21 protein-coding genes are annotated in these 18,427 nt (G+C 68.8%); 10 read left to right on the top strand and 11 right to left on the bottom strand.

What is annotated here, in order from left to right:
• On the top strand, positions 1 to 370 hold a 370-nt coding region (locus ACTHL9_RS04500), incomplete at its 5' end, for a WYL domain-containing protein (RefSeq protein WP_440517595.1).
• Positions 371 to 421: 51 nt separating this feature from the next.
• Complete coding sequence (locus ACTHL9_RS04495; protein WP_440517593.1) at positions 422 to 1,981, top strand: AMP-binding protein; 1,560 nt, start codon at positions 422 to 424, stop codon at positions 1,979 to 1,981.
• Here the strand turns inward: ACTHL9_RS04495 and ACTHL9_RS04490 are convergent.
• Together ACTHL9_RS04490 and ACTHL9_RS04485 are read right to left on the bottom strand one after the other, a co-directional pair.
• Positions 1,978 to 2,745: a hypothetical protein gene (locus ACTHL9_RS04490; RefSeq protein ID WP_440517592.1), complete on the bottom strand. Its 768-nt coding sequence runs from the start codon at positions 2,743 to 2,745 to the stop codon at positions 1,978 to 1,980. The genes ACTHL9_RS04495 and ACTHL9_RS04490 overlap by 4 nt on opposite strands.
• A gap of 10 nt (positions 2,746 to 2,755) precedes the next feature.
• Complete coding sequence (locus ACTHL9_RS04485; RefSeq protein ID WP_440517591.1) at positions 2,756 to 3,544, bottom strand: helix-turn-helix domain-containing protein; 789 nt, start codon at positions 3,542 to 3,544, stop codon at positions 2,756 to 2,758.
• A 64-nt stretch (positions 3,545 to 3,608) separates the two neighbouring features.
• Between ACTHL9_RS04485 and ACTHL9_RS04480 the strand changes: the two genes are divergently transcribed.
• Positions 3,609 to 4,136 (top strand): VOC family protein, encoded by a 528-nt coding sequence (locus ACTHL9_RS04480; RefSeq protein WP_440517590.1) that lies wholly within the window; start codon positions 3,609 to 3,611, stop codon positions 4,134 to 4,136.
• Between the two features lie 104 nt (positions 4,137 to 4,240).
• Here the strand turns inward: ACTHL9_RS04480 and ACTHL9_RS04475 are convergent, their stop codons facing one another.
• Entirely contained in the window at positions 4,241 to 4,972 is a 732-nt protein-coding gene (locus tag ACTHL9_RS04475) for an oxidoreductase (RefSeq protein ID WP_440517589.1), read from the bottom strand.
• 114 nt (positions 4,973 to 5,086) lie between these two features.
• Here ACTHL9_RS04475 and ACTHL9_RS04470 point away from each other — a divergent pair, with 114 nt between their 5' ends.
• Positions 5,087 to 6,661, top strand: a complete 1,575-nt coding sequence (locus ACTHL9_RS04470; protein ID WP_440517588.1) for a Na+/H+ antiporter — start codon at positions 5,087 to 5,089, stop codon at positions 6,659 to 6,661.
• Positions 6,662 to 6,674: 13 nt separating this feature from the next.
• Here ACTHL9_RS04470 and ACTHL9_RS04465 read toward each other — a convergent pair whose 3' ends face one another.
• Positions 6,675 to 7,160, bottom strand: coding sequence for a 2'-5' RNA ligase family protein (locus ACTHL9_RS04465; protein ID WP_440517587.1), 486 nt, complete (start codon positions 7,158 to 7,160; stop codon positions 6,675 to 6,677).
• A gap of 39 nt (positions 7,161 to 7,199) precedes the next feature.
• On the opposite strand from ACTHL9_RS04465, the gene ACTHL9_RS04460 reads away from it, so the two are divergent.
• A complete protein-coding gene (locus ACTHL9_RS04460) occupies positions 7,200 to 8,123 on the top strand; it encodes a D-isomer specific 2-hydroxyacid dehydrogenase family protein (RefSeq protein ID WP_440517586.1) in 924 nt (307 codons plus the stop codon).
• Positions 8,124 to 8,156: 33 nt separating this feature from the next.
• Here ACTHL9_RS04460 and ACTHL9_RS04455 read toward each other — a convergent pair whose 3' ends face one another.
• Entirely contained in the window at positions 8,157 to 9,125 is a 969-nt protein-coding gene (locus ACTHL9_RS04455; protein WP_440517585.1) for an NAD-dependent epimerase/dehydratase family protein, read from the bottom strand.
• A gap of 126 nt (positions 9,126 to 9,251) precedes the next feature.
• On the opposite strand from ACTHL9_RS04455, the gene ACTHL9_RS04450 reads away from it, so the two are divergent.
• Together ACTHL9_RS04450 and arfA are read left to right on the top strand one after the other, a co-directional pair.
• Positions 9,252 to 9,569: an STAS domain-containing protein gene (locus ACTHL9_RS04450; RefSeq protein WP_440517584.1), complete on the top strand. Its 318-nt coding sequence runs from the start codon at positions 9,252 to 9,254 to the stop codon at positions 9,567 to 9,569.
• The gene (arfA, locus tag ACTHL9_RS04445; protein ID WP_440517583.1) at positions 9,570 to 11,114 is read left to right on the top strand and encodes an arabinosylfuranosidase ArfA; all 1,545 of its coding nucleotides are present in this window, start codon (positions 9,570 to 9,572) and stop codon (positions 11,112 to 11,114) included. It begins immediately after the preceding gene.
• A gap of 360 nt (positions 11,115 to 11,474) precedes the next feature.
• Here arfA and ACTHL9_RS04440 read toward each other — a convergent pair whose 3' ends face one another.
• Entirely contained in the window at positions 11,475 to 11,783 is a 309-nt protein-coding gene (locus tag ACTHL9_RS04440) for a YciI family protein (RefSeq protein WP_440517581.1), read from the bottom strand.
• 10 nt (positions 11,784 to 11,793) lie between these two features.
• Positions 11,794 to 13,278 (bottom strand): multicopper oxidase domain-containing protein, encoded by a 1,485-nt coding sequence (locus ACTHL9_RS04435; RefSeq protein WP_440517580.1) that lies wholly within the window; start codon positions 13,276 to 13,278, stop codon positions 11,794 to 11,796.
• Positions 13,279 to 13,321: 43 nt separating this feature from the next.
• Between ACTHL9_RS04435 and ACTHL9_RS04430 the strand changes: the two genes are divergently transcribed.
• Positions 13,322 to 14,023, top strand: coding sequence for an NUDIX hydrolase (locus tag ACTHL9_RS04430; protein WP_440517579.1), 702 nt, complete (start codon positions 13,322 to 13,324; stop codon positions 14,021 to 14,023).
• Here the strand turns inward: ACTHL9_RS04430 and ACTHL9_RS04425 are convergent.
• Positions 14,020 to 15,318: a PLP-dependent aminotransferase family protein gene (locus ACTHL9_RS04425; protein ID WP_440517578.1), complete on the bottom strand. Its 1,299-nt coding sequence runs from the start codon at positions 15,316 to 15,318 to the stop codon at positions 14,020 to 14,022. The two genes, ACTHL9_RS04430 and ACTHL9_RS04425, sit on opposite strands and share 4 nt — an antisense overlap.
• A gap of 80 nt (positions 15,319 to 15,398) precedes the next feature.
• Here ACTHL9_RS04425 and ACTHL9_RS04420 point away from each other — a divergent pair, with 80 nt between their 5' ends.
• Complete coding sequence (locus ACTHL9_RS04420) at positions 15,399 to 15,863, top strand: SRPBCC family protein (protein ID WP_440517577.1); 465 nt, start codon at positions 15,399 to 15,401, stop codon at positions 15,861 to 15,863.
• 3 nt (positions 15,864 to 15,866) lie between these two features.
• On the opposite strand, the gene ACTHL9_RS04415 is transcribed toward ACTHL9_RS04420, so the two are convergent.
• Both ACTHL9_RS04415 and ACTHL9_RS04410 read right to left on the bottom strand, forming a co-directional pair.
• Complete coding sequence (locus ACTHL9_RS04415; protein ID WP_440517576.1) at positions 15,867 to 15,995, bottom strand: hypothetical protein; 129 nt, start codon at positions 15,993 to 15,995, stop codon at positions 15,867 to 15,869.
• A 137-nt stretch (positions 15,996 to 16,132) separates the two neighbouring features.
• Positions 16,133 to 16,321, bottom strand: a complete 189-nt coding sequence (locus ACTHL9_RS04410; RefSeq protein WP_440517575.1) for a CsbD family protein — start codon at positions 16,319 to 16,321, stop codon at positions 16,133 to 16,135.
• A gap of 198 nt (positions 16,322 to 16,519) precedes the next feature.
• Here ACTHL9_RS04410 and ACTHL9_RS04405 point away from each other — a divergent pair, with 198 nt between their 5' ends.
• The gene (locus ACTHL9_RS04405) at positions 16,520 to 17,287 is read left to right on the top strand and encodes a sigma-70 family RNA polymerase sigma factor (protein ID WP_440517574.1); all 768 of its coding nucleotides are present in this window, start codon (positions 16,520 to 16,522) and stop codon (positions 17,285 to 17,287) included.
• Positions 17,288 to 17,290: 3 nt separating this feature from the next.
• Here ACTHL9_RS04405 and ald read toward each other — a convergent pair whose 3' ends face one another.
• The gene (ald, locus tag ACTHL9_RS04400; protein ID WP_440517597.1) at positions 17,291 to 18,409 is read right to left on the bottom strand and encodes an alanine dehydrogenase; all 1,119 of its coding nucleotides are present in this window, start codon (positions 18,407 to 18,409) and stop codon (positions 17,291 to 17,293) included.
• Between the last annotated feature and the right edge of the window lie 18 nt (positions 18,410 to 18,427).

The raw sequence follows: 18,427 nt of genomic DNA, 5'->3' as shown, positions 1-18,427 counted from the left end.
CGATTGGCGCACCTTCCGCCTCGACCGGATGGCCGCCGCTCGGGGGACGGGCTGGCGGTTCAAGCCACGGGAAGCGCCCGATGCCCTCGAGTTCGTCCGCGCGTCCATCACGCAGGCGCCCTATCGTTTCGTCGCGAAGGTCCGGATCGCGGCCTCCGCGAATGAGGTCGCGCAATTCGTGCCCTCGACGATGGCCGTCGTGGAGCCCGACGGGGACGGGCACTCCCTCCTTACCGCCGGCGCCGACGACCTCGACTACCTCGCGTACCACGTGGTGCGTCTCGGGTGGCCGGTGACCGTGATCGAACCTCCCGAGCTACGGGACGCCATGCGCAGGCTCGGGGAGCGATTGGCGGCAGCGAGCAGCTGAGGCTGCGCGCGGGGCCTTGCCCTCAGAACGTTCAACCGCTGCAATAAAGCCATGTTCACGAGCCCGTATCCCACCGTTGAGATTCCCGAGGCCACGCTCTACGACTACCTGTTCGGCTCTCTCGGCGAGGACGATCTCGCCCGAGTCGCGATCGTTGACGGCACCAGCGGCGCTGAAACGACCTACCGCGACCTCGTCTCCCGGATCGATTCGCTGGCTGGCTGGCTCGCAAGCAAAGGCGTCGGGCCCGGAACCACGGTCGGACTGTTCTGTCCGAACGTGCCCGCGTTCGCCGTTGTCTTCCACGGAATCCTTCGGGCGGGCGCCGCCGTCACCACGGTGAACGCCCTCTACACGGCCGAAGAGGTCGGCGGGCAGCTCAGGGACGCAGGCGCCGAGTGGCTCTTCACGATCTCGCCCTTCCTCGACCGCGCGCAGACCGCGGCGGAGCAGGCGGGAATGCCGTCGGACCGGCTCCTGGTGATTGACTCCCGCCCCGAACTGTTCAGCTCCGGCCTCGCTGCGCCTGAGATCTCCATCGATCCGCACGCCAGCGCCGTCATTCCCTACTCTTCCGGCACCAGCGGGACCCCGAAGGGGGTGATGCTGAGCCAATACAACCTCGTGGCCAACGTTGCCCAGGCCCGCGCGCTTCTGGGCGTCACGCCCGACGACGTGCTCCTCGCCGTGCTGCCGTTCTTCCACATCTACGGCATGACCGTCCTGTTGAACCTCGCGCTGGGAGAGCGGGCCCGCCTCGTCACCATGCCCAAGTTCGACCTCGCCGAGTTCCTGCGCATCACCCAGGACCACCGCTGCACGTACCTGTTCATCGCACCGCCGATCGCTGTCGCGCTGGCGAAGCATCCGCTCGTCGACCAGTACGATCTCTCGTCCGTGAGAGCCGCGCTCTCCGGCGCCGCACCTCTCGACGGCGAGCTGGGCGCCGCCGTCGCCCGTCGACTCGGCTGCACGATGCTCCAGGGCTACGGGATGACCGAGCTCAGCCCCGTCTCGCACCTGATCCCGCTCGAGGCGGCGGGCAAGGTGCCACTCAGCTCGGTAGGCTTCACCGTGCCGAATACCGAGTGCAAACTGCTCGATCCGGCCACCGACGAGGAGATCCAGATTCCTGCAGAAGGCGAGAGCGCGCGCGGCCAGCTCCTTGTGCGCGGGCCACAGGTCATGCTCGGCTACCTCAACCGCCCCGACGCGACGGCGGCCACGATCGACCCCGACGGCTTCCTCCGCACCGGCGACATCGCGACCGTCACCGCGGACGGGGTTGTGACGATCGTCGACCGGCTCAAGGAGCTCATCAAGTACAAGGGCTACCAGATCGCACCCGCCGAACTCGAGGCGCTCCTGCTCACCCATCCCCGCATCGCCGACGCGGCGGTGATCGGCGTCCACGCGGACGACGGCGAGGAGGTGCCGAAGGCGTTTGTCGTCCGGCAGGCGGGGGCCGAGCTGGGGGACGAGGACGTCGTGGCCTTCGTCGCCGAGCATGCTGCGCCGTTCAAGCGTGTGCGTTTCGTCGAATTCGTGGACGCGATCCCCAAGTCCTCGTCGGGAAAGATCCTGCGGCGAGAACTGAGGGCACGCGCCTAGCGTTCCGCGGCCAGCCCTGAGAGATAGGCGGGGAAGCTCCAGCCGGCGAAGAACCCGAGCGCCTCAACCCAGCTCGCCTCCGTCTGCGAGTCCGCGGATTCGCCCGAGGCGGTCATCGACGTCGTGAGCGCCGCGAGGCGATCGGCAAGGAGGGTGAGGTGGGCCGCGGCGGAGGCCAGATCGCCGTCGCCCGCGTTTCCAGCGCGCACCGCCTCGGCGAGGTGGACGCGGCAGAGCCCACCCGCGCTCCCCGGCAGGCACCAGGGGCAGGCGCGGCGAGCCCATGCGTCGACGGTCGCGGAAGACCACCGTCCCGTGTGGTGGAGGAGGTTGGCCTCGGCGGCGAGTTCGTCGCTGTTGGAGTTGGCGTACCCGAGGGCGAAGCCGTCACGCGAGGGGAGGTCGAGCTGGGTGCAGAGGTAGCAGCGGCGGGCGGGAAGGAGCACCGCCTCCGGGCGACGGCCCCAGCCGCGAGGCAGCACGAGCTTGCGGGCGAGCTGCCGGCAGAGGTCCTCGTAGAGGACACTCACGTCGAACGGCTGGTGGCCGCCGCGGCCGCCGACCCCCGCTTCCCACAGCTCGATCTCCACGACCGCGTAGGCCCACGTATGCCTCGGGCAGAATCCCAGCGAGGCGCGCAGCCAAGTACGCATGGCCGCGTTCATGATGTCGCCGTGGACGAACGCCCACAGGAGGCGGACCTCCTCGCTCGTGAGCCGGAGGGGCGAGGCCGGCAGCAGCCCGGGAGACTCGGGGAGGGCCATGGCAGCGACTCTACCCCGGGAGCCGCGCGTACTCCCGGGGCGTGAGGCCAAGCACCGCGCGGAAGTCCCGCGTGAGGTGCGATTGGTCCGCGTACCCGAGTTCCTGGGCGATCTCTGCCAGAGGTGCGTCGGGGTCGAGGCGCAGGCGCTCGGCCGCCAGCTGGATCCGGCGACGGCGCATGAGGGCGGCGGGCGTCGGCCCGAGGAAGTCGGCGGCGAGTCGTTCGAGCGTGCGCTGTGAGGCTCCCATCGCGCGGGCCAGATCCGGCACGCGGAGCAGGCTCGCGTCGCCGTCCGCGAGGTCGGCCATGCGGTTGGCCTCGAGCGCCCGGGGATCCCCTTCCCGCATGCGGTCCGTGATCCAGCGGGCGACGGCGTTACTCGCCTCGGCGAATCGCTCCTCCGCGGGGGCGGGGCTCGTCATGGCGCGGGCGACGGCGGCGTGCAGCTCAGGCTCGTGGAGCTCGCGGGCCCCGTTGGCGAACTGTGCCGGGGAGTCCGTGAAGAGCGGCGTCGCGGCGGGGCGCAACAGGGCTCCGACCGCCCAACCGGAACCCTCGAGGACGCGCGTCCCTGACGTCGTCGACGGGCCGTAGACCGCGGCCCGATCCGGTTCGACGACGAGGTTGATGACCGGGTAGCCGAGCACCAGCTGACGCGACTGTTCTCCGTCCGGCAGCAACCACTCGACGATCCAGAAGTGCTTGATCGCATGCTCCGACCCTGCCGGTGGCTGGATGCGGGCGATCGGAGCACGCGGATCCGGGGTGAGCTGCCCCCGCGACTTCGGCTCCTCCACGCGAACGATCCTAGTGTCGCGTTTCTTCAAGAGCAGTCGTCTCCGGGTTGGCTACCGTGGGGCCATGAGCGAAGAGATCCAGGCCGCAGACGGCGAGCACACCATCAATGGGACCCCGCGCGGGTCAACGTCACTCACGCCCTTCATCGTGGTGGACGGAGCCGACGCGGCCATCCGCTTCTACGAGACGGTCTTCCGGGCGAGGCTGCTGAGCCGCACCGATTTCCCGGGCCCGGACGGGACGCCGATCGTGGCCCACGCTGTCCTCGACTTCGGCAACGGCCGCCTCGAGCTCGGCGATGCCAACCCCGCGTACCACCTCGTCCTGCCTCCCGCGGGCGATGACGACTGCCTTTCTCTCGGCGTGTACCTGCCCGACGTCGACGCCGCCGTCGAACGCGCAGTCGCGGCCGGCGCGGTTCTGCGCGAACCGGCCGCGACGTTCGTCACCGGCGACCGCTACGCGAGCGTCCGGGACCCCTTCGGCATCCGCTGGTCCGTGATGACCAGGGTCGAGGACGTCTCCGACGAGGAAGCGGCACGGCGGGTCGCCGAGTGGGCGGAGTCGATGCAGGCGGGCGAGCCCTCCTGACCCTCAGGAGTCGAAGCCGGTCCCCGCGCTGACGGTCTCCCACGCGTCGACCTCGCTCGCCTGGGCGGCGGCCGTCGCCCGGTACGCGGCGAGGGCATCCCCTCCTAGCAGGAGGAACTGTGGCGTCTTCTCGGCCTCGACGGCGGCGATGATCGCGTCCGCGGCCTTCGTCGGATCGCCGGGCTGGGTGCCTGCGCGGTGTCGTGCTCCTTGCGGCGCTTGCCCGCGGTCTCCGCGTAATCGCCGATCGCCTCGTGGGACTGGGTCAGCGAGCGACCGGCGAAGTCCGTGCGGAAGCCGCCCGGCTCCACCACCGTCACGGTGATGCCGAGAGGCTCGAGTTCCTTGTGGGCGGACCCTGAGATGCCCTCGAGGGCGGCCTTGCTCGCGGCGTAGTACCCGGATCCCGGCGGGCAGATGCGTGCCCCGATCGAGGAGATGTTCACGATCGCTCCCTGGCGACGTTCCCGCATGCCTGGGAGCACGGCCTTCATCATCGCGACGGGACCGAAGACGTTGGTGGCGAAGAGCCGCTGGATGTCGCCGTCGTCGCCCTCTTCCACCGCCGCCCGATAGCCGTACCCCGCGTTGTTCACCAGCACGTCAACCCCTCCGAAGCGCTGCTCCGCCTGCTGGACAGCCTCGGCGACCTGCGCGGGGTCGGTGACGTCGAGGGGCAGGGGGAGCGCGGTGTGTGGGTGCGCACTCGCCAGCTCCTGGACGGCGGCGACGTCGCGGGCGGTGACGACGGCGTTGTGCCCCTTCTCGAGGACGGCTTCGGCGAGCGCGCGGCCGAGGCCGGTGGAACATCCAGTGATGAGCCAAGTAGTAGACATGCCCTTCACGCTACGGCCCCTCGACCGTCCGAGGGAGGCCCTGCCAGTACATGGTTCGGGCGTGCTCCCAAGAGCCTAGAATCGGCTAGCGGCTGTTCGATCCGGAGGTGGGTCATGCTCGGTCTTGAACTCGTCGTTGCGCTGGGGGCCGCTGTCGTCTTGGGGAGTGTCGCGGCCGAGAGGATGCGCGTCGCTCAACCGGTGCTGCTCCTCGTGGGCGGCCTCCTGCTCAGCTTCATCCCGGCCTTCCGGCACGTTGGCCTGCCGCCCGAAGTAGTCCTCCTTCTGTTCCTCCCCGCGCTGCTCTATTGGGAGAGCCTCACCACTTCGCTGCGCGAGATCCGACGCTTCATCCGCGGCATCATGCTGAGCAGCACGCTCCTCGTCGTCGTCACCGCGGCGACGGTTGCCGCCGTCGCGCATGCCCTGGGGCTCGATTGGGGACCTGCATGGATCGTCGGTGCCGCTGTCGCGCCGACTGACGCCACCGCCGTCGCTGCGCTCGGGCGCACGCTCGCCCGGCGGCAGATCACCGTCCTCCGGGCCGAAAGCCTCATCAATGACGGCACGGCCCTTGTCATCTACGGCGTCGCGCTGTCGTCCGCGGCGGGCGGCGGGGGCTTCGAACCGCTCCTCGTCACGGCTGAATTCGTGTACTCGTTCGTGGGCGGGGCGGCCGTGGGCCTTGCCGTCGCCTGGGTGATGCTCGCTCTGCGGCGTCGAATCGGCAACCCGCTGTATGGGAATGCCTTCACCTTGCTCACGCCCTTTGTGGCATTCCTCTGCGCGGAGCTCGCGCACGCCTCGGCCGTTCTCGCCGTCGTCGCGTGCGGGCTGTATCTCTCGCAGGCGGCGCCGCTCGCCATCTCCGCCTATACGCGGCAGCAGACGGGAGCCGTGTGGACGCTCGCGAGTTTCCTGCTCAACGGGGCGTTGTTCGTGCTCGTGGGAATCCAGCTCCCAGCCGCCGTCGAGGGTCTGACGAGCGCGGCCCTCACGAGCGCCCTGCTGATCGGGGCCGCCGTGTACGTGACGATTCTGGTGACGCGCCTCGGGGTGCTGATCCTGTCCGCCTACATCATCCGGGCGATCGACCGCCGCCCGTACCAGCGTCAGCTCCGGACCACGAACCGCGCGCGGGTCGTGAGCACCTTTGCTGGCTTCCGTGGGGCCGTTTCGCTCGCGGTCGCCCTGTCGATTCCCGACGGCGGCGGTGTCCCCGCACGCGATGCCATTGTCTTCATCACGGCGTTCGTGGTGGTCGCCTCGTTGGTGGTCCAGGGATTCGCCCTTCCGAAGGTCATCCGGTGGGCGCACATCCCGGCTGACACGTCGGTCAAGGAGGAGCTTGTGCTCGCGCAGCGGACGATGGCCGAGGAGGCCTTCTCCGCCATGCCTCGCCTGGCACGCGAACTTGGCATCGCAGACGACGTCGTGGAACGCATCCGCGTCGAGTACGTCGAGCACCTTTCCGAGATGAGTGCGGAGTACGGTGCGAACGACGACGATCCCGCCGTGCTCCGTTCACGCCAGTACTCGAAGCTGCGCCTCGCCCTGATCACGCACAAGCGCGCAACCGTAGTGCGCCTTCGGAACACGCGAGTCATCGACGACACGGTCCTGCGCCAGATCCAGTCCCTGCTCGACGTCGAGGAAGTTCGTCTCGTCCGTCCGCAGCAGAGCGAGTAGCCGAGCGCGATACTCACTGAATCGGCTTGTGAAGACCGGCCACCGCGACGACTTGCGGGCGCCCTGGACCGGGGCCGGGCTCCATGTCGACGAGCGCGAGCTGCGCCAAGCGGATGCGGGCGCCCTCTTGCGCGGCTCCGTGGGTCGTCGTCGTGATGTGGGGACGGAAGCCGTCGCCGGCGTAGCGGGGCGAATCGAAGGCCACACCCAAGGGCGCAAGCGCAGTGGAGAGGGCGTCGTGGAGCCCGCGGACGGCGGAGGAGTCGATGCGCGCGGCGGGGGTATCGTGCCGGGGCCCGAACAGCTCGGGTGGGCCGACCACGACGTCGATCGCCGAGTGCGCAGAGGCTACCGCCGTGAGGGGGCCGGCGAGCATCGCCGTCGTCGCCTCGGTGGAGAAGACCGGGGAGACTGTGATGTGGAGGGGCCAGTTCCGCACCGCGTAGCGTTCGCCGACGTGCATCGGGTCGAGCGGGAGGACAACGGCGAAGCGGTGCACCTCCTGATCCTACGGGCCCTGCTCGTTAGGCTGGGCACCATGACCACCACACCCCGGATTGCGATCCACGGCGACGTCCTCCCATTCCTCACCGACGCCATCGCGGCGGGTGGAGGGGCCGTCGTCGGACTCGACGACCAGCCGGAAGGCCTCGTTCTCGACCACGGCAACGACAAGCACGCGCTCCAAGCCATCCTCGATTTGACGCCCTCGATCCGGTGGGTGCAGCTCCCCTCTGCGGGGATCGAGTCGTACACGCATGCGCTCGCCGCGCATCCGGACAAGATCTGGACGAGCGCAAAGGGCGCCTACGCGAAGCCCGTCGCCGAGCATGCGCTCGCGCTCACCCTCGCGCTGTATCGCCACCTCCCGGAACGGGTCGTGGCGCGGAGCTGGGGCGAGCCGGCCGGGACCTCGCTCCACGGCCTCACGGCGGTGATCATCGGCGCGGGCGGGATCGGCCTTGAGCTCCTGCGGCTCTTCGCCGCGTTCGATATGGAGGTGGACATCGTGCGGCGAACCGAGGCGCCGGTCCCCGGCGCGCGACGGACGACGACGGCGGATCACCTCGCTGAGCTGCTCCCCGAGGCCGACGTCGTCGTGGTCGCCGCCGCGCTCACGCCCGGGACGTCGAAGCTCATCGGCGAGGCAGAGCTCGCGGCCATGAAGCCCGGTTCGGTGCTCGTCAATATCGCCCGCGGGGGCCTCGTGGACACGGACGCCCTCGTGGCTGCCCTCGCCGAGGGCCGCATCCTCGGCGCTGGCCTCGACGTGACCGACCCCGAACCGTTGCCCGATGGCCATCCGATGTGGGACGAGCCGCGCGCCCTCATCACTCCCCACACGGCCGACACTCTCGAGATGATCCGCCCGCTGCTCGGCGAACGCGTCGAGATCAACGTGCGGCACCTCTCCATGGGCCTGCCGCTCGAGGGCCTCGTGGACGCCCACGCAGGGTACTGAGTCCAGAGGTACTGAGTCGCGGGGTACTGAGTCCTAGAAGGCCTGCCCATCCACATCGACCTGGCCGTGATCGACGAGCCAGTGCAGCGCCTCGTTGAGCGCCTCAAGCGACGAGTATCGCGGGGAATAGCCGAGCACGTCGCGGGCCCGGGCGATGCTCGCCGTGATGCTGCGGTCAACGTGCGCGCGGGTCGTGGCCGCCTGGTCGGCACCGTAGCGGCGCTCGAGTTCGGCGTCGTCCACGAAGTCGAGCTGCGGCTCACGGCCGAACCACCCAGCCACGCCCTCGGCGAGCCCCCGCAAGGTCATCGCCTGCTCGGAGACCACGTGGAAGCTCGAGCCGATGGCGGCAGGGCGGCTGAGGGCGAGTTCGAAGGCCTGGGCGACGTCGTCCGCGTGGACGTGGTGGAGCACGCCGAGGCCGCGGTCAGGGAGGCCGAGCGGCTCGCCGAGCGCAAGGGCGCGCCACACCCTGGGATCGAGGTTGCCAGCCGGAGTGATGACCTGCCAGCCGGGCCCGGTGATGTGCCCCGGATGCAGGACGACGGACGGCACCCCGCCCGTCCTCGACTCCCGGTGGAGGAGGCGTTCGATCGCCGCCTTGCCCGTCCCATAGTCGCCGTAGGGGGTGCGCGGTTCGTCCTCGGTGAGGGGCACGCGCTTGGCCGGGCCATGCACCCAGATGGTCCCACAGTGCACCAGGAGCGGCCGCTGGGGACGCAATGCCTCGACGAGCTGCTGGGCGGACTCCGGAGTGAAGCACACGAGGTCGATGACCGCGTCCGCCTCCAGCGAGGCGATGCGGTCTCCGAAGGCGCCGTTCGCTTCTTCCTCTGACCGGTCGGCGACGACGCGTGCCACTGAGGCCCACTCGGCCGCCCGGTGGTATGGCTCGCGATGCCCTCGGCTCACGGCGACGACGTCGTGCCCAGCGCGGACAAGGCGGGGAATCAGATAGGAACCGATGTGACCAGTGGCGCCGATGACAGCAATCCGAGACATGGACAGCCCTTTCCGATAGGGGGCGTAGGTGGCCATGCTACGCGGCGCAGGAGGCATGGTGGCGGATCTTCGCCGTCGGCCAGTAGTCTGAGCACCTATTCAGTGGCTGCTCGGGGAGGAACGGTCATGATTGCGGTCTCCGTGGAGGAGCGCGAAGGCTTCGCCGAGGTCATTGTGAGGGGCCGGCTGACGATGTCCGGTGTGGGGCATCTGACGAGCGCAGTGTCTGACGCGATCAGGCGGGGACACCGGCTGCTCGTGCTGAACATGCGCGAGACAGAGTTCATGGATTCGTCAGGTCTCGGCGCGATGGTGGGCTGCCTCAAGGCGGCGCGCGAGGCCGGGGGAGACCTCCGGCTCGGCAAGATCAGCGACCAGGTCGGCGCGGTGCTCGTCCGGACGAACGTGGACCGGGTCTTTGCGCCGCACCTGAGCGGGGCGTAGATGGCGGCCGCGCGGGGGCGAGTCACGGGGAACCCCGCGTTCGTGGTGGGCCCGGTGCGCCGGGAGACATTCGGGGCCTTTGTGGAGCACCTGGGCCGCTGCGTCTACACGGGCATCTACGAGCCCGGCCACCCCACCGCCGACGACGCCGGGTGGCGGCGCGACGTCCTTGACCTCGTGCGCGAGCTCGGAGTGGGCCTGGTCCGCTATCCGGGCGGCAACTTCGTCTCGGGCTACCGCTGGGAGGACGGCATCGGGCCGAAGGAGGACCGCCCAGCCCGCCTGGACCTCGCGTGGCACTCAACCGAGACGAACCAGGTGGGCCTCGATGACTTCATGGACTGGTGCGCCAAAGCTGGCGTCGAGCCGATGCTCGCGGTCAACCTCGGCACGCGGGGCGTCCAGGAGGCTCTGGACATCGTCGAATACTGCAACCATCCGGGGGGCACCGCGCTCTCGGACCTGAGACGGAAGAACAGCAGCGACGAGCCGTACGGCGTCCGCTTCTGGTGCCTCGGGAACGAGATGGACGGCGAGTGGCAGATCGGCCACAAGCCGGCCGCCGAATACGCGCGGCTCGCCGCGACCACGGCTCGCGCGATGCGGATGGCCGACGACGGCCTCCGGCTCGTCGTGTGCGGCAGCTCCAACTCCGGCATGGCCACCTTCGGGGAGTGGGAGCGCCAGGTGCTCTCCGAGGCGTATGAGGTGGTCGACTTCGTGTCCGCCCACCACTATTTCGAGAACGCCGGAGTCCTCGAAGACCACCTCGCCGCGGGCGTGGTCATGGATCGGTTCGTCCGGGACATCGTGGCGCACATCGACCATGTGAAGAGCGTCCGGAAGTCGTCGAAGGCCGTGAACATCTCCTTCGACGAGTGGAACGTCTGGCACATGAACAGTCCGCGGACCCCGCTGCCCTCCGGGGATGACTGGCCGGAGGCGCCCGAGCTCCTCGAGGACCTCTACACGGTCGCAGACGCCGTTGTGGTGGGAGACCTCCTCATCACGCTCCTCAACCACACCGATCGCGTCCACGCGGCGTGCCTCGCCCAGCTCGTCAACGTCATCGCCCCGATCATGACCCGTCCCGGCGGCGCGGCCTGGAAGCAGACCATCTTCCACCCGTTCGCGCTCACGTCCGCCCATGCGCGGGGCACGGTGCTCAGGCTCGCTGTGGTGTCGCCGTCGTTCGCCTCGCCGCGCCACGGCGAGATTCCCGCGCTCTCAGCGGCCGCAACCCACGATCCCGCGAGCGGCGAGGTCACCGTGTTCGCCGTCAACCGTTCGACGGCGGACCCGCTCCACCTCGACGTCGACCTCGGCGGCTTCGATGGCCTCCAGCTCACCGAGGCGCTCAGCTTCACGAACGACGATCCGCTCTGGCACGCGAGCGAGCAAGACAGCACCTCGGTGCTGCCGCGCACCCTGGAAGGCGCAGCGCTCGACGGCGGTCGTCTCGCCGCAGAGCTCGCACCCGTCAGCTGGTCGGTGTTCCGGCTCGCCCGGACGGCTGGAATGACTAAGGGCGAACGCCGCGCCTGAGGGACCGACGTCGCCCCCGTCGGGGGACGTGCTGCTTCGCAAGCACCCGCGGAGGCACCTCGAAAGGGAGGTCCCGCGTGAGGATTCCCGAGACGAGAAGGTCGCGGATGAGGGGGCACGGCCACGGCGCCCCACAGCCGGTACAGGGGTCGCCGAGGCGTGGTCCGAGGGGACGGTGGTTCCTCGCGGCCGGTCCCCAGACCTCCGCCTCCACGGCACGGCGCAGGGAGCCGCTCTCCCGCATTCCACGGAGGCGGTTCAGGATTTCGTCGTAGACATGCTCTGCCAGCAGAGTGCCCATGCCGAGCCCTTACCCCATGGCCCAGAGCAGTCACAGATCCGGGCAGTCACAGACTGGTGTTATTCGTCCTCGGATTCCTCATCGAAGGATTCCTCGTCGAACCGGACGGCGTCCCAGGCGAGGATGCGGGGCGTCGCGAGGCCCTCGGTCACGAAGGGATCGTCGGCGGCGAATCGCTCGGCGTCCTCCCGGTTCGTGAAGAGACCCATGGAACCGTTGACGCTCGGATTTTCGAAGGTGCCGAGGGCTAGGAGCCCGCCCCCGGCCGCGCGGAACGCCTCGTAGTAGGCCTTATGCTGCGGGAACACCTCGCGGAGGCGGGAGACGTCGGCGCCGTCGGGCACGTCGTAGAGAACCACGAATTCCATGTGACGGATCCTAGTGCTGCATGCCCTCCATCGTGAGGCTGGATGGCCCGGTGCCGCTTTCCGTGACCAAGTACTGGCCCATCATGCCCTGGTCCTCGTGGGTGAGGACGTGGCAGTGGTACATGTACGGATGCTGTTCATCGGCGTAGGCGGGCATCTGCATGGCGATGCGCATGCGGTCGCGCGGGAGAACCGGGATCGTGTCCTTCCAGCCGCGCATGGCCGCGGGCGGCTGGGCGCCATTGATGTCGAGCAGCTGGAACTGCACGCCGTGCACGTGGAAGTTGTGCTGGTAGGCGCTCGTGTTGTCCACGTACCAGACCTCCGTGGCGCTCTTGGCCACTACTTCGTCGACCCGGTTCATGTCCATTGTGTGGTTGTTGATATTCCGGCCGTTGAGCGTGAAGCTCCGGATATGCGCCCCGTCGACGTCGATGGCAGGGATCGTTGTGAGCGACGAGGGGAGCGCGGGCGACGGCGTGAGGCTCGCCGATGCGTCGAGCCGCAGGACATCGAAGTCCTTGCCCCCGCCGAACGCGTCGGGCGGGTTCACGGAGCCGAGCTCGGGAGCGAAGGAACGGAGCATGATCTGCTCGCCGGGCTTGAGGTCGACGACGATTTCCGCGCGTTCCGCTGGGGAGAGCTGCACCCGGGTGACGGGCGCGGGCGCGGCGAGCAGGCCGCCGTCGGACGCGACGACCTGGAAGGTGCGATGGTCCGCAAGGCCGAAATTGAACCAGCGCCCGTCGCTCGCGTTGAGCAAGCGCAGCCGGACGCGCTCGGTGCTTACCTTGAGGGTCGCGCCGAGGACGCCGTTCGCGGCGATCGAGTTGCCGAGCGTGCCGAGGGAGTTGCCCGAGGAGTCGAAGGTGAGCTGGCCGTTCGAGTCGAGGCGGCGGTCCTGGACGATGACCGGGACGTCGTCGACCCCGTAGGTGTGGGGGAGTTGAGGGGCTCCGGGCTCGTCGATGAGGAACAGGCCCGTGAGGCCGAGGGACACCTGTCGCTCGGTGCTGCCGTGCGGGTGCGGGTGGTACCACAGCGTTGCGGCTGGCTGGTCGATCGTCCACGCGGGGGATCCGGAGGAGCCGGCGTCGATCATCTGGTGGGGTCCGCCGTCGTCGGCCGCGGGCAGGCGCATGCCATGGAAGTGGATGGTCGTCTCCTCGCTGAGCTGGTTGCGGAGGTCGATGCGCACCTTTTCGCCACGCCTGGCGCGCAGGGTCGGGCCCAGGTAGGAGCCGTTGTAGCCCATCGAGTCCGCAGGCTTGCCGGGAACGAACTCGTGTTTGCCGCCCTGCGCGTTCAGTGCGAAGACCCGCGTTCCGCCTTGGACCGTCGATTCCGCGAGCGGCGGGATGGGTAGAGCCGCGCCGAATTGGACCTTCGGCACGTCCTCGGGCGCCGCGCAGGAAGTGAGGGCCGAGGACAAGGTCGGGGCGAGCACGCCGACCGCCGCAGTGGCGCGGAGGAACTGGCGGCGGGAAAGAAGCACGCCTTCTAGCGTACGGCGGGTCGGGGCAGGCCATACTGAGTCCATGCCTGAGCCATGGATCCACGGGGATGCAGCCACGGTCGTCATCCTCCGCGACGGTGCGGCGGGCGTCGAGGTTCTCCTTCTTGAAAGGCCGTCCCTCGGCTCGTTTGCGGGTGCCTGGGCCTTCCCCGGCGGCCGAGTGGACCCGGAGGACGCGCTTCCCGACCACGCGCTCCCCGACGCCTCAGCGGAGCCCCAGCGCGCTCCACTCGCCGTGCGGCGGGCTGCTGTGCGGGAAACGCTCGAGGAGACCAACCTGGCCCTCTGGGCCGACTCCCTCGTGGATCTCTCCGTCTGGGTCCCGCCGCAGCGCGCGGAGAAGCGCCTCAGGACGTGGTTCTTCGTCGCGAAGGATCCCGGCACCGAGATCCGGCTCAACGACGGCGAGCACGTTGCGTACGCGTGGGTGGCTCCCGCCGTCGCCCTCGAGCGCCACGCACGCGGTGAGATGACCCTCTTCCCGCCCACCTGGGTCACCCTGCACGGTCTCCTCGGCTCGGAGACGACGGCCCTCGTGCTCGCCGACGCTGCGTCAAGGGAGCCCGAGCTCTACGCGAGCCTCCAGCTCCTGGCCGACGACGGACGAGTCGAGGCTGTCCTCTGGTCCGGCGACGCCCAGTACGGCAATCCGGCATCCACGGGGCCGGCGAGGCACCGGCTGCACATGACGTCCCTGCCGTGGGTGTACGAGCGGAAGGCCTAGCCCACCGGCTGCTGGGCGTTCGCCTCGACGGCCGCGGCGATCACCGGCGCGAGGCGCCGGACGCCCTCGTGGATCTGCTCGGGGGAGACCCCGCTGAAGGCGAGCCGGAGCTTGCTGCTCGTCTCGCTGCCGGGCGTGAACGCGGCGCCCGGGATGAAGACGACTCCGGCGTCGATCGCCTGGTACAGCAGAGGATACGTGTCGATCCCCTCGGGGAGGGTGACCCAGACAAAGAAGCCGCCCTCCGGCGTCGTCCATTTCGCTTCGGCGGGGAAGTGCTCGCCGAGGGCCTGCAGCATTGCCGCGCACCGCTCCGCGTAGACCGCGCGGGATTCGGCGAGGTAGGTGCGCCAGTCGAACCGGTGGAAGAACTCTGTGACCAGCAGCTGGGTGAGCGTCGAGGGGCAGAGCACCACAGCCTCGGCCGCAAGGTAGAAGCGGCGGTAGAGGTGTCGGGGCACGAGCGCCCAGCCCAGGCGCACGCCGGGGGAGAAGATCTTGGAGAACGAGCCGCAGTAGATGACGTCGTCCGGGTTGTCGGCCCGCAGGGGCGTGATCGGGTGGCCATCGAAGCGCAGCATGCCGTACGGGTTGTCCTCAAGGACGAGGATGTTGTGGTCTCGGCAGATGTCCACGATGCGCTGGCGGCGCTCGGCGGCCAGAGTGATGCCCGAGGGGTTGTTGAAGCTCGGGATCGAGTAGAGGAGCTTGATCCGCTTGCCCTGGCCCTCGAGTTCGGCGATGCGCGCTTCGAGCTCCTCGGGGATGAGGCCGTGCTCGTCCATGAAGACGGGCTCGACCTGGACTTGGTACGCCTCGAAGGTGTTGAGCGCGCCGACGTAGGTGGGATCCTCGACGAGGACCACGTCTCCCGGGTTGCAGAAGACCTTCGCCGCAATGTCCTGAGCGGACTGGGAGCCGGTGGTGACGACGACGTCATCCGGCGAGGCTCCGAGGATTCCCTCCTCCGCCATGATCTCGCAGATGAGCTGGCGAAGCTCCTCGGTGCCCTTGCCGCCGCCGTAGTGCAGGGCCGTCATGCCGTGCTCCTCGATGACGCGCTTCGCGGTCTCGCCCACGAGGTCGAGGGGCAGCTTGCTGAGGCTCGGGGAACCGCCGGCCAGGGAGACGAGGCCTGGGCGGATGGAGATGTCGAAGACGTCGCGGACAGCCGACTGCTTGATGTTGTGGGCGCGGTCGGAAAAGAGCGCCTCGTGGCGATGGCTGGCCTCGGCGCGCTCAAGGGCGGTCTGCGTTTCGGCGGTCAGTTCAACCGTGGTGTCCTGTGAAGTCACTCACACAGAGTAGCTGGAAGTTTCCGAATACGCACCCTTTGTTGTTCGGCCTATTCGGCAGATCCGAATACCATGCTCCTATGTCTGCCTATACCGTCACGCGCAGCGCCTTCATCCCTGCCCCGCCCGAGCAGATCTTCCCCTACGTGAACAACCTCCATAACTGGACCGAGTGGTCGCCCTGGGAGGGGACCGACCCGTCGATGGAGAAGACCTACGCCGGTCCGGAATCCGGGCCAGGCGCCCAGTATGCGTGGCAGGGCAATCGCAAGGTCGGTTCCGGGCGGATGGAGATCGTCGAGTCGAACGAGCCGAGCAGCGTCCGCATCCGCCTTGAATTCCTGAAGCCGTGGAAGGCCGTGAATCCGACCGGCTTCACGTTCGAGCCTCAGGCCGGCGGCACCCGCGTGACGTGGTCCCTCGCCGGCGAGACGCGAGGGCTCTCCACACTGTTCGTGCGCTTTATGAACATGGACAAGATGGTGGGCAAGGACTTCGAGAAGGGGCTCGCCCAGCTCTCGCGCGTCGCCGCGCCGAAGGGGTAGCCGCTACTCCTCGTCGATCCCCTCGGCTGGATCCTCCGAATGGGCGCGGATCTCGGTCGTGTCCGCTTCCTCATCGCCTTCGGCGGGGGCCTCGCTGTGGATGCGGTCCTCGTCGCCGTTGATGCGTGACATCTCGGTGTCGCCTCGATTCTGTTTCCAGTCCCCTTCATCCAGCCTAGGCTTCGGTCCCGCTGGGGGCTATGGCCGGCAGGAATCGGGCAACAGCAAAGCCGCCGCCTCATGCGAGGCGGCGGCTTTGCTATCTGTGGTTAGCGGTCGTCGTCGTTCTTCTTGAACGAATCCTTGACGTGCTCGCCGGCCTGCTTGAGCCCGGCCTTGGCCTGGTCTGCGTGACCCTCAGCCTCGAGGCTGTGATCGTCGGTGACCTTTCCGGCCCCCTCCTTGACCTTGCCCTTGAGTTCTTCAGCCTTGTTCTCGATCTTGTCGTCGGCTCCCATGCTGCTCCTTTCGTTGGGCTCGTCGGTCAGGTGCTTGGAGCACTCCACCGTGCCTGTTCGTTGCCCGCTCCCGAGGAGGTCAAACATGAGTCCGGCCATGACCTGATTTCGAGACGATTTTGTCCGGCCCGGTGCGCTTGCCTAATCTGACTGCAGTCGAGCAGCGGCAGTCCTTCTTCCCCACGGAGCTGTACCGCCATGCCGATCGACCGAGCCGCCAGCGGCCCGGAGTGCCCCCATGTGCCCGGTTTGAGCGATGCCCAGCGCGCCGAGCTCGTGATCCGGCACCTCGGACTGGCCGATGCCCTGGCGCGCCGCCACGCGGTGCGTGGGCACGACGTTGCCGACCTCACGCAGGTGGCCCGCCTTGGTCTGCTGAGTGCCGCCGCAAGGTATGTGGAGGGCCAAGGGGAATTCGTGAGCTTCGCTGTGCCGACGATTCTGGGGGAGATCAGGCATTATCTGCGGGACAACTCGTGGGTGGTCCGGCCGCCGCGCGGCATACAGGAGCTGCGCATGCGGGTCAACGGCGCACGATCTGACCTCGAGCAGTCGCTGGGGCGCGAGCCAAGCCTGAAGGAGCTTGCGGAGGCGCTCGATCTCACGCCGAGCGAGGTCGCCGAGGCGGCCGCCGCCGAAGCGGCGCTCGTCCCGCACCCGCTGGGCGGAACGGACGAGGACGACGGCGGCCCCGAGGTTGGCATGGACGACCCCGGCTTCGGCGAGGCTGAGCTGCGCGCCATGCTGGACTCGCTGCTCCGCGGGGCTAGCGCCCGCGAGCGTCGCCTGCTGCACCTGCGCTTCGTGCGCGAGATGAGCCAGAAGCAGATCGCGGGGGAACTCGGCGTGAGCCAGATGCAGGTTTCCCGTCTCCTCCGGAAGCTCCTCGTCAGGCTCAGGGCAGGGCTCGACGGCGGACAGGCCGGCGGCGAGCGCGACGAGGAGCCGTCCGCGCAGGGGGAGTAGGAATTACACCGAAACCAGCCCGTGCCAGTCGTTCTCAAGCGGGAGGCCGTGCGCCTCGGAGACAGAGCGGTTGGTGACCCGGCCAGCCGCGACGTTGAGGCCTGCCGCGAGGGCCGGGTTCTTCTCGAAAGCCTTCTCCACGCCAAGGTCCGCGAGCAGGGCCGCGTACCGGAGGGTGACGTTCGTCAGGGCGTAGGTCGACGTGTTCGGGACCGCGCCGGGCATGTTGGCCACGCAGTAGAAGATCGAGTTGTGGACTCGGAACGTGGGGTCCTGATGCGTGGTCGGGTGCGAGTCCTCGAAGCAGCCGCCCTGGTCGATGGCGATGTCCACCAGGACCGATCCTGGCTTCATCCGCGAGACGAGCTCGTTGGTGACGAGCTTGGGGGCCTTCGCTCCGGGGACGAGGACGGAGCCGATCACGAGGTCGGCCTCGACGAGGGACTTCTCGATCTCGTACTTGTTGGAGGCCACGGTCTTGATTCGGCTTCCGTAGAGCGCGTCGAGCTCCTGGAGGCGGGCGATGTTGATGTCCAGGATGGTCACATCCGCGCCCAGGCCGATGGCGACGACGGCCGCATTCGTCCCAGCGACGCCCGCCCCGAGCACCACGACCTTCGCCGGGCGGACGCCCGGGACGCCGCCGAGCAGGATGCCCTTGCCGCCATTCGGGGCCAGGAGCGCCTGCGCCCCGACCTGCACCGACAGGCGGCCGGCTACCTCGGACATCGGGGCGAGCAGGGGCAGCGCCCGGCCCTCCTGAACCGTCTCGTAGGCGATCGCCGTGACGCCCGCGTCGAGGAGGGCCCGCGTGAGCTCGGCCTCTGCGGCGAGGTGGAGGTAGGTGAAGAGAATGAGGCCCTTGCGGAAGTAGCGGTACTCGGACGCGATGGGCTCCTTGACCTTCATGACCATGTCCGCCCGGGCCCACACATCCGCTGCGTCGGCGACGACCTCGGCGCCAGCAACGCGGTATTCATCGTCGGTGATGCCGGAACCGAGTCCGGCCCCGCCCTCCACGAGCACGCTGTGCCCGTGGGCAACGAATTCGTGGACTCCCGCAGCCGTGATGGCCACGCGGAACTCGTTGTTCTTGATTTCCTTGGGGACTCCGATGATCACTTTCGTCTCCGTCATTCT

The sequence above is a fragment of the Sinomonas sp. genome, from assembly GCF_051955515.1.
Lineage (GTDB): Bacteria > Actinomycetota > Actinomycetes > Actinomycetales > Micrococcaceae > Sinomonas.
This window is presented reverse-complemented; position numbering and strand designations above follow the sequence as displayed.

Bases quoted from the DNA above. Each gene is read 5' to 3' on its own strand.
- ACTHL9_RS04460 (WP_440517586.1), top strand. From the start codon at position 7,200: ATGACCACCACACCCCGGATTGCGATCCACGGCGACGTCCTCCCATTC.
- ACTHL9_RS04410 (WP_440517575.1), bottom strand. From the start codon at position 16,321: ATGGGAGCCGACGACAAGATCGAGAACAAGGCTGAAGAACTCAAGGGC.
- ACTHL9_RS04455 (WP_440517585.1), bottom strand. From the start codon at position 9,125: ATGTCTCGGATTGCTGTCATCGGCGCCACTGGTCACATCGGTTCCTAT.
- ACTHL9_RS04405 (WP_440517574.1), top strand. From the start codon at position 16,520: ATGCCGATCGACCGAGCCGCCAGCGGCCCGGAGTGCCCCCATGTGCCC.
- ACTHL9_RS04470 (WP_440517588.1), top strand. From the start codon at position 5,087: ATGCTCGGTCTTGAACTCGTCGTTGCGCTGGGGGCCGCTGTCGTCTTG.
- ACTHL9_RS04490 (WP_440517592.1), bottom strand. From the start codon at position 2,745: ATGGCCCTCCCCGAGTCTCCCGGGCTGCTGCCGGCCTCGCCCCTCCGG.
- arfA (WP_440517583.1), top strand. From the start codon at position 9,570: ATGGCGGCCGCGCGGGGGCGAGTCACGGGGAACCCCGCGTTCGTGGTG.
- ACTHL9_RS04440 (WP_440517581.1), bottom strand. From the start codon at position 11,783: ATGGAATTCGTGGTTCTCTACGACGTGCCCGACGGCGCCGACGTCTCC.
- ACTHL9_RS04475 (WP_440517589.1), bottom strand. From the start codon at position 4,972: ATGTCTACTACTTGGCTCATCACTGGATGTTCCACCGGCCTCGGCCGC.
- ACTHL9_RS04495 (WP_440517593.1), top strand. From the start codon at position 422: ATGTTCACGAGCCCGTATCCCACCGTTGAGATTCCCGAGGCCACGCTC.
- ACTHL9_RS04480 (WP_440517590.1), top strand. From the start codon at position 3,609: ATGAGCGAAGAGATCCAGGCCGCAGACGGCGAGCACACCATCAATGGG.
- ACTHL9_RS04430 (WP_440517579.1), top strand. From the start codon at position 13,322: ATGCCTGAGCCATGGATCCACGGGGATGCAGCCACGGTCGTCATCCTC.
- ACTHL9_RS04450 (WP_440517584.1), top strand. From the start codon at position 9,252: ATGATTGCGGTCTCCGTGGAGGAGCGCGAAGGCTTCGCCGAGGTCATT.
- ACTHL9_RS04415 (WP_440517576.1), bottom strand. From the start codon at position 15,995: ATGTCACGCATCAACGGCGACGAGGACCGCATCCACAGCGAGGCCCCC.
- ACTHL9_RS04420 (WP_440517577.1), top strand. From the start codon at position 15,399: ATGTCTGCCTATACCGTCACGCGCAGCGCCTTCATCCCTGCCCCGCCC.